General features: G+C 47.8%; 8 protein-coding genes. 5 read left to right on the forward strand and 3 right to left on the reverse strand.

Translation table 11 applies throughout. The features are described 5' to 3' along the window. The first annotated feature begins 35 nt into the window (after nucleotides 1–35). Genes U2F10_RS34525 through U2F10_RS34540 form a run of 4 tightly spaced genes read left to right on the forward strand, consistent with a single transcriptional unit; the run spans nucleotide 36 to nucleotide 4,294 of the window. The gene (locus tag U2F10_RS34525) at nucleotides 36–1,298 is read left to right on the forward strand and encodes a hydroxymethylglutaryl-CoA synthase (RefSeq protein WP_163671846.1); all 1,263 of its coding nucleotides are present in this window, start codon (nucleotides 36–38) and stop codon (nucleotides 1,296–1,298) included. Continuing rightward, nucleotides 1,298–2,065: an enoyl-CoA hydratase/isomerase gene (locus tag U2F10_RS34530; protein ID WP_163699966.1), complete on the forward strand. Its 768-nt coding sequence runs from the start codon at nucleotides 1,298–1,300 to the stop codon at nucleotides 2,063–2,065. Before U2F10_RS34525 ends, U2F10_RS34530 begins: the two co-directional genes overlap by 1 nt. Next, nucleotides 2,053–2,820: a polyketide synthase gene (locus U2F10_RS34535; protein ID WP_163670428.1), complete on the forward strand. Its 768-nt coding sequence runs from the start codon at nucleotides 2,053–2,055 to the stop codon at nucleotides 2,818–2,820. Before U2F10_RS34530 ends, U2F10_RS34535 begins: the two co-directional genes overlap by 13 nt. Nucleotides 2,821–2,833: 13 nt before the next feature. Further along, nucleotides 2,834–4,294 (forward strand): condensation domain-containing protein, encoded by a 1,461-nt coding sequence (locus U2F10_RS34540; protein WP_163699970.1) that lies wholly within the window; start codon nucleotides 2,834–2,836, stop codon nucleotides 4,292–4,294. Between the two features lie 48 nt (nucleotides 4,295–4,342). Here the strand turns inward: U2F10_RS34540 and U2F10_RS34545 are convergent, their stop codons facing one another. The 3 genes from U2F10_RS34545 to U2F10_RS34555 form a co-directional block, all read right to left on the reverse strand. Continuing rightward, a complete protein-coding gene (locus U2F10_RS34545; RefSeq protein ID WP_499874685.1) occupies nucleotides 4,343–5,056 on the reverse strand; it encodes a 4'-phosphopantetheinyl transferase family protein in 714 nt (237 codons plus the stop codon). Between the two features lie 41 nt (nucleotides 5,057–5,097). After that, entirely contained in the window at nucleotides 5,098–5,445 is a 348-nt protein-coding gene (locus U2F10_RS34550; protein ID WP_163670421.1) for a hypothetical protein, read from the reverse strand. A gap of 100 nt (nucleotides 5,446–5,545) precedes the next feature. After that, entirely contained in the window at nucleotides 5,546–7,186 is a 1,641-nt protein-coding gene (locus tag U2F10_RS34555) for a lipocalin-like domain-containing protein (protein ID WP_499874687.1), read from the reverse strand. Between the two features lie 491 nt (nucleotides 7,187–7,677). On the opposite strand from U2F10_RS34555, the gene U2F10_RS34560 reads away from it, so the two are divergent. Next, nucleotides 7,678–9,582: a thioredoxin reductase gene (locus tag U2F10_RS34560; RefSeq protein WP_499874689.1), complete on the forward strand. Its 1,905-nt coding sequence runs from the start codon at nucleotides 7,678–7,680 to the stop codon at nucleotides 9,580–9,582. Nucleotides 9,583–9,656 lie beyond the last annotated feature (74 nt).

Below are 9,656 nucleotides of genomic sequence, written 5' to 3' on the forward strand. Positions count from 1 at the left end.
ATATGGCTCCATACGATGCTATCCAAGGAGACACTGTGGAACACGTTGGCATTGAAGCAATGAATGTTTTCGGAGGTACGGCCTACTTGGATGTAAGTAAATTGGCTGTGCATCGCAAACTGGATGTTGATCGTTTTGAGAACCTTCTGATGAAGGAAAAGACCGTAAGCTTGCCTTACGAGGATCCGATCAGTTTCGGAGTAAATGCAGCTAAACCGATTGTGGACGCGTTGAGTCCGGCTGAAAAAGATCGCATCGAACTGCTCATCACGTGTACGGAGTCGGGGATCGATTTTGGTAAATCGATCAGTACCTACATACACCATTATCTTGAACTCAATCGAAACTGTCGCCTGTTTGAACTCAAAAATGCCTGTTATTCCGGGGTTGCTGGCCTGCAAATGGCAGTCAATACAATTCTTTCTCAAACATCGCCCGGGGCAAAAGCCTTGGTAGTGGCAACAGATATCACCCGTTTTCTGGTTGCGGAGGGTGGTCAAGAGCTGACGCACGACTGGTCATTTGCCGAGCCTAGTAGCGGGGCTGGCTCAGTTGCCATGCTAGTCAGCGAAATGCCCTATATTTTCCAGGTCGATATCGGTGCCAATGGCTATTACGGGTTTGAGGTCATGGACACCTGTCGTCCGGTTCCCGACAGCGAAGCGGGTGATGCGGACCTATCGCTATTGTCCTATCTAGAGTGTTGTGAGAAGGCCTATCTGGAATACCAAAAACGCGTCAAAGATGTCGACTATACCAGCTCCTTTGGCTACCTCTCGTTTCACACCCCGTTTGGTGGCATGGTCAAAGGGGCTCACCGCAACATGATGCGCAAGATGGCCAAGGCTAAGCTACCGCAGATTGAGGAAGATTTCAGCCGTCGGGTTGCACCGGGTCTCACCTATTGTCAGCGGGTCGGCAACATTATGGGGGGAACAATGGCATTGTCCCTGGCCAGCACCATCGATTGCGCGAGTTTTGATTCACCGCAACGGATCGGATGTTTTTCCTATGGGTCTGGCTGTTGCTCTGAATTTTTTAGTGGAGTAGTGACCAGTGAGGGACAGCAACGTCTTCGTCGCATGGGGATTGAGGCGCAATTGAATCGGCGTTACGAGCTATCCATGGAGGAATACGACAAGATGCTGTTGGGTAATCACGCGGTTCGTTTTGGCACCCGCAACGCGACATTAGACCCCAACTTTATGCCTGCAGCAAGATCAGCAAGGAATGGGAAACCGCTGTTGTTTCTCAAAGCGATTCAAGAGTATCATCGTGAATATGAGTGGGTATCGTAATGGAGCAATACGATACCATACGCATCAGGTTTGACGGTCCAATTTGCATGCTGCAGATTAACCGTCCAGAAGCCAATAATACTATCAACGATCTACTGATAGCAGAATTCCAAGACGTGCTTCGGAGGTATCGAGACACAATTACCGTTCTGGTAATTGAGGGATTGCCTGAAGTGTTTTGTTTTGGGGCAGATTTCCAGGCAATCGAGCGTAGTCTAGCGGGTGGTGAAGCAAAGGGGCAGGATCCTGAACCTCTGTACAATGTCTGGTTAGATCTGGCCACTGGGCCTTATGTCAGCGTGGCCCATGTTCGGGGAAAAGCCAACGCAGGCGGTATGGGATTTGTTGCGGCCTGCGACATTGTTCTGGCCAATGAAACCGCCATATTCAGCTTGTCCGAACTGTTGTTCGGACTCATGCCTGCCTGTGTGCTGCCGTTTCTAAACCGTCGCATTGGCTTTCAAAAGGCTCATTACCTGACCCTGATGACCCAACCCATCTCCGTTCAAAAAGCTGAGGCTTGGGGGTTGGTGGACGCTTATGATGCCAACAGCGAGAACCTGCTGCGTAAGCATCTGCTCCGCCTGAGACGGCTTTCTAAAAAGGGCATCACCCGTTATAAGCGTTACATGGGCGATCTCGATGGCTCGCTCGCTCAGGCACGACCCCAGGCTTTGGCGGCCAATCTAGAGGTTTTCACCGACATGGACAATCTTGATAAAATTGCCCGCTATGTTACAACAGGGGTATTCCCATGGGAGGAATGAGCACGGTATCGGAATCAGTGGTCAATGTTAAGGAGGTGGAACCCTATATTGTCCAGGTGACCATGTGCGATCGCGTGCACAAGAATACCTTCACCCATCAAATGAGCCGTGAACTGATTCTTGCTTTCCAAAGCATCGCAACCAACAACACATTTAAGGCCGTTATCCTGACTGGCTTTGACAGTTATTTTGCCAGCGGTGGCACACAAGAGGATTTACTGACCCTCCAGGAAGGGAATGGAAAATTTTCAGACAACAACATTTATGGCCTCGCCCTCGATTGCCAGATCCCGGTAATTTCAGCTATGCAGGGGCATGGCATTGGCGGCGGATTTGTGATGGGTTTATTTGCCGACTTTGTGATCTTAAGCAGGGAGAGTATTTACACAACCAATTTTATGAAGTACGGATTCACGCCAGGCATGGGGGCCACTATGATCGTTCCCCATAAGTTAGGACCAGTCCTGGGGCCAGAAATGTTGCTTCAAGCCCGTCGCTACCGGGGGGCAGAGTTAAAAGAGCGAGGCGCTGTTTTTCCTGTTTATCCAAGAACCGAGGTCATGAAGCAGGCATTGGACGTAGCTCGGGACCTAGCTCGGATACCGCGTGTTTCCCTGATCACCCTGAAGGATCATCTTGTGCAGCAATTGCGGAAGGATTTACCCCGGTTCATTGAACAAGAAGTAACCATGCATGGCATCACCTTCCATCAGCAAGAAGTAAGAGATAACATTCGGTCTTTATTCGGCAAATAACATCACCTGACCCATGAATGATCTGCTCACCTTATTTAAACGCAAGCTGAATACTCAAGCGCCTACATCCCCTGATAACAGACCAACCATTGCCCGACCGCTCGGCAAAATGGAATACTCCGCCTGGATCTTTGACCAAGCGAGCCCATTTAACATAGGTGCGGCTGTGGATATTCATGGCAATGTGACTGAGGATGCTTTAGCGCAGGTGCTTCGTTGGTGCCAAATACGGTATCCGATGCTTCGCAGCATCCTACGCCAGGAACATCAGAAACTATACTTTGCCTGTTATGAGCCAGCAGAAGCACCGGTAATCCCCATCGAAATGTGTTCAAGCACCGAGGAGAATCGAGATCGGATTGCCACCGAAGAATTGCGCCGACCATTTGACGGCTATCATGAGTTAATGATCCGGGTAAAACTCGTAAGATTTTCCGAGGATTACTGCTCCGTATTCGTAACCTTTCAGCATTTAATCGGCGACGGCTTTTCCCATGCAAACCTGTTGGTGGACATTGTCAATTTACTTGGCACAGTCTCCTCCGGTGAAAGCTTACCATCACCGGAACCGCTTCCCTTCCCGCCGATGCTGGAAGATGGCATGGCCTCCCGTTTCAAGGGAATTAAAGGTCTGTTGCAACTGGTAAGCTGTCAATCCAAGGTAATGGGGCAACTCAATCAGCTGGGCGACATGCCAGCACCGTTGCGCAACGACGCAGATGTGCCGTTTGCTGAGCGACGGCCCATCGTCGAGACCTTCACGTTTAATGCTGCTGAAACAGCATCCCTAATTGCATATGCCAAGCAAGAACAGGTCACCCTTTACGCGCTGCTCATCGCCATCACCATGGATGTCATTCACCCGCTCCTGGCCGAGAGCCCAAAGCAAAAAGATACAACCGAGCGGGTCATCACCATGCCCATGCCCATCAATCTACGTCCTTTCCTGTCCATTCCCAAAAATGACTTTGGCTTGTTCTCCTCTACCGTGGATGTGGTTCGCAAACTAACGGATAAAAAAAATATCCCCGAGATGGCCAAGGATATTAGACGCGAAATCAAATCCGCCATGAAGAAAGATTCTCCCCGGTTGTTTGTGATGCCAACGGTTGCGGCCATCATGGACTGGAAACTATTTTTCCCAAAAGGAAGCAAAGGTGTTGATCGAGCGGCTCGGTTCATTGTCAGCATGGCTAAGTACAGTTCCACCAGCTTGACGTTCCTAAATCTAACAAGAATGTCGACTAAGACTGGCAATTTTACGGTCACCAATGCCCGTGGTTACGTAGCTCCGTCGATCCTTGGCACTGCTCTTTTCAGCGCTGTCTTGTTCAAAGACTTACTAAATATTCACCTGAGTTACAACGAGAAACAATTCAGTGGAGAGGATGCTGCCCTATTGAAGCACCGATTTAAGACAACGGCACTGGCCGTGGCACAGGGAAGCAACACCATGGCTCAAAGCAAGCCTTAATGAGCTTGGACAACTGATGACTAAAACCAGCGAGCCCCCATCAGACTGCTATAGGGTTGATACGGCTGGAAAGCCCCAGTGACGAACCAGACGTATCGGTTGGCTACTGCGAAGGGCTGTCGTCACAATGTAATTTGGTGAGGGTAACCATTGCTCAAAAAACCAGTCACCAGCTTGGTTAAGCAGTCGAGGACCTCCTTCTCGTAGTTCAAATGCAATGCGTTCAAATGGCATTGACAGACCAAGTCCGAGAGCTTTTGAATAGGCCTCTTTGAGTGTCCAATACCGACTAAAAAGCAGAGGTCGCTCAGAGTCTGACACCGTCAACAAGCTAGCCAACTCGGCAGGGGCAAGCACATTTGCAGCCAAGTGTTCCAAACAATTAAAGCGCTCGACTGACTCCACATCCACACCACAATCTAACTCGCGCGCTACGATAACAGCCACCATGCCACGTGTATGTGAAATATTGAAGCGCAAGGGTGGAAAGCCATACCCTGTAGCAATTTCCGGTCGACCGTAGGGGGTGGATTCGAAAACCCAATTCTGCGGTGCCACGTCCAGTTCAAATGATGAGAGGGCATGTCGGGCAAGGCCATGGGCCGCACGATAAGCATCCCGATCCAGATCGAACTGGAACCGTCGCATTTGCTCAATTTCTGCTGGCACGAGTGCAGCTTCGCAGCGCAGAATATCGACTCCACTAAGCTGAGAGACATCGACTACCCAAATCTTTGCAAGATTGTTAGTCAATGATCTCATTGCAGAGCCGATTTCAATCGATATGGCAACTCTCGATTCATCTAATCGTCAAGCCAGTCATGAAGACTATCAATAGCTGATTTCGGCATGAATCTCTTGGCCTGCCTTTCATTCTCTTTGTGGGCCTCAGAATTCTCAACTACATGCTTCCAAGCAGCCTTTTGGGCTTTGTGGTTATTAGTCAAAATATCCACGAGAGAGCTGTGCTTCTTATTACTCTCCGATTCTTCATGCAGCTCGCTTAATTTCTCGAAATAAACAGCAGCAGCTTTAGAAAAGACTTTGATCTCGTCCGTCAGGCCACCGAGAAGCTTATCGGTGGCAGGCTTATCATCGTCGTTATCGGATGCATCAATGACTTCAACATCATTATTTTTCTGGTCAGACATGATAATTACTTCCTATTTGACTAGTGTGTTTAAGTTGACCGTTATCTAAGGTGGTATCACCTATCGTTGAAAACTGATTGTGCCATGGGGCATCTGCCCCCTACTTCACCATTGCGATGACGATTTGAGTATCGTCTTCGACTTTTCCCTCTGCTTCCAACCCCTTCAATATATCTGAGATTTTATCCATGATGGGGCCATCAAAGTTTTCCCTTAGTTGGGTAATATGTGAGCGAGGCTTTTTCCCGAGCTTTACCAAAATTGGCTTCGTCGCGGCTAGACTCACTTCGGGAATCGCGCCAGGTAAAACTCCAGTCTCAAGGAAAACCAAGGCGCGCTGCTGGAAACTAAACGAGTTTTCATAGCCAATAACCTCAGCATAGCCCGTGCCGTTGGCAAATTGGCCACTGGTATCTGTGAAATCTACAGGCATCTCACTGGCAAGGCTCCAATCCTCTGCATTAAATGTAGCGTCATCTGACCATGCCGTCACATTACCTGCCAGGGCATGAGCCCAGGTATGATCCTTAACATTAGTTAGGGTCCAACCATTAGGGATGAGCGCATTTGGGGGATAGGGGCCGGACGCATTCGTAATCGTTGGCAATACTTGAAAATTCGTGATTTTCATCTCTCCGACGAGTGGAGGTTTCTCAGGGTTACTAAGAATGGTTACGTCTAACTTACCCTCTTTGATCGATGTATAGTAGCTAGATGTGGAGATTATAGGTAGTTGCGGCGAGAGGCCTATCGGATTTGGTCCAACATTTAAACCGATGGTCATTAGAGTATCTTTGTTGGCCAGGTTCAAATACATCCAACACCAACCGAGAAAAGGCTGGCCATCGTCAACAAAGGGGATACTGTCATAACCAGGAGTTTGCTGAGGCGGATTTTCCAAACTGCCATTCAGGTTTTGATGATCAATCCAACCTAAGCCAGACTCTACCTGATACGTTTTGCCCTCCACCATGACCGTACCAGACACCTTGATCTGGGGCCAACCATACTCAAAGCCAGGAGCGGGTAATTCGGTGAATCCGCAACCATTAACACCGCGAAGGAAAAAAGCGGTCTCAGGGGTAAGCTCATCCTGACAGTCTGCCACCAGGTCCAAACGCATACGGTCTCCATCGTTCACCTGCGCTCGCAGCGGCAGAACATTCTTCGAGCCGGAGAAAGAATCTGGACCACACACAAAGCGAAAATTCTCACCAGGTTTGCTGTAAGCTATATGCCCGCCTTTAAGAGGCCACTGAAGGTTTCGATTTCGCCGAATGAGTCGTCCCTTGCCATTGTCTGTTTTCATAACCACAGTCACCTTAGAGGCGCAAATAAGGGATTCCTCATCGCTCCACTTCGCCTCCGTTTGAGCCGTAGTACCGACAATGCGATTCTTTTGCAGCCAAATCATTACACCAATGCGCTGCGATTCACCATTCGGGCCTTTGGTATTCAGATCACAGCTCAAATAATGCCACTCGGGCCCCATTTTTGGATGTAAATGGTGATCCTTCGGAAAACTGAGGGGCTGCTCAGGCCCAGCTGTCTCCATATCAAAGCTGGCACCTCTGCCGAGAAGTCGTTGAATAATCAGCGCTGTTTGCGATGGATATGAAGATTCATCCAATCCACGAGCAGCCCTTTGAAGGACCTCATAGTTTGGGATTTGAACGGCTTCACCAGTTGCTGGATCCGTAATCTTGTTAACGGCAGTGTTAACAGATTCCAAGTATTTCAATATAGTCCCGGAGACCGGTTTTGACTGGGTAATGTTCACGATATCTCTAGCGAGCTGACAGATGCACTAAGTTGATAACCGATTCGAACAAGTTCGCCACAATAACCTGGCGAGTCATTGAGATCAAGTAAGAAATAACACTTTTGAGAAGGAATCCTGCGTTGTCTTCTTCTATTTCTTTAATACTTTATGGCCTATAACAGGTACCACGATACAGTGAATGGCTAAGAATAACAATTTTTAATCATAATAATCTCTGACATTTAGGCACACCTTGCAGCTGACTGAAAGTATCTTTCTTCAGGTGAGTAAGTCTCATATTTTCTTATTACTACCAAATCTAAAAACTGTATAATTCCCTGTAAACAAAGATGTTCATGGAATGGCAGGCCTGACGGTTGTCGAGATTACAATCTAAGGATATATCTTGAATCTAAACACCTGAACGTGTTACATCTCACCAAAAATCCGGATTATCAGGAGCATGAATTATGGCCGATGTAGTGGTTGTAGGCTTTGGCTTCAGTGCGATTCCATTGATCCGCGAACTGATCTCCACAGGTATAGACTTTAGGATAATCTCGGCCGATGGCAACAGCGTCTGGGACCGTCTTAATAAGAGTGGAAGATTAGACTTTGATCTAGTTTCCAGTTACTTAACAAGCTTTTACTCGTTTGACCTCGTAGATGAATTCCAAAGGGATCATTACCCTTGTGCTACTCAGTATTATGAAATGCATCAGAAGTGGCAGAAGCACTACGGAGAAAGAGTTATCCGAGACATTGTGACCAGGGTCGATAACTTTGCCGATCACAGCGTTGTATATACCCAGAGTGGCACTACGATTAACGCACGGCATGTGGTCTTCGCAACTGGGTTTAGTCGAGCCATCTTTTCACACCTCACCACCACCGATTACAACGCGCCAAATAAGACGTTTGTGTTTGACACAATGGGAGATTCTGCCAACCTGATGATTTCCCATTTAATTCCCCATGATGCGAAGGTGATCATTCGCACGAATGGGTTTCACCCACGGGATAAGGTCGTGCCAGCGTTTGAAACGACCCACACCTTAGATCAGCTGGAGTTTCAAAATTTTCGCTACTTCTCCAATCGTCATTACGCTGCCATCGTTTACGGTGCAACCGCTGGTACTGGAATTCCTATTTTGATCGGCGATCAATTTCCAGTCAGCCTACGGGACGATAGTTGGAACACCAGCGAGTCACGTCCAGCCAGTGGTGCCGTTGCCATAAAATACTGGCCCATTGATGAATATTGCCGCAATTTTAGCGACAATTTGCCCGATGCATTTTCAAAGGGCTATTTTTTGAATGACATTTGCATGTGGTTGCATACGGGCCGAGCCATTGTTGTCCCCAAAGATACCCCAATCGATTTTGAAAAGAAAACGATTACCTACGCTGGGATTGAAAGAGCTTTCGATCATTACATCAAGGGCGATACGGAAGCACCAAGGCTGCCCACCATTATGGTTGACGGAGCAGACCCCTATCAATATCAATATCGCGATAACTTTATGGGAGTGATCCCAAAGACGCTGAACAATATCTACATGCTTGGCTATACGCGACCATACAGTGGGGGGTTAGCGAATATTATAGAAATGCAGGGATTGTTTATTCACAAGCTTGTTACTCAACCGGGTTTTCACTATCACATCCATCGCAATTTAGATGCTCGCATCACAAGCTATAACAAGCATTATTTTGGTGATAGCGAGCCTCGTCGGCATGACCATCTGGTTTACTACGGCTTTTACAACGATGATGTGGCGAGATTGCTTGGTATTGATTACAAACCTCAAGATTGCAAATCGATACAGGACTTGATGTTCTACTATGCCTTCCCAAACAATGCGTTCAAGTACCGCCTGAGGGGAGAGTATGCGGTGACAGGTGTCGATAGATTAATTGGGAAAGTAAATCGGCAGTTCAAGAATTTCATCGTCAGCTTTGCCTATCTGTTGCAATGTAGCATCAAAGAACCTGACAAACGTCCGGCATGGCTGCACACCGTCAAACGGCACTTCTTTAATGACATGCGACATAAGGAACCTTATCGACCCTTTCTTGAGGAGTATATTCAGGCTTATCGCCAGTTCAAGCAGGTACATATTGAGCCGATTGAAGATCCACAATGGAATGCCCTGGTAGCTAATGCCTGCCAGACCAGAGACGAGGCGATGTCACAAATCTCGTCCCCGTTGAATCATCAGATGGATGAAGATATTGCAGGGGAAATTCAACTGATTCAGTCATGGCTCGATAACAATCAAGAATTGGGCCAATTGAGATTTGACCCAACGCGCGCCTCAATTTTTGCCTCTATGGTGGAGCCACCAGACTACGAGATGTCATTTTTAGATTAAAAGAGAGATGCAGCCTTTATTTTTTAGACACTCGCTGTAAATACTGCAAATAGTAACTGTTCCACCGACACCGT

It is taken from the genome of Leptothoe sp. EHU-05/26/07-4 (assembly GCF_043421015.1).
In the GTDB taxonomy this organism is placed as follows: domain Bacteria; phylum Cyanobacteriota; class Cyanobacteriia; order Phormidesmidales; family Phormidesmidaceae; genus Leptothoe; species Leptothoe turfae.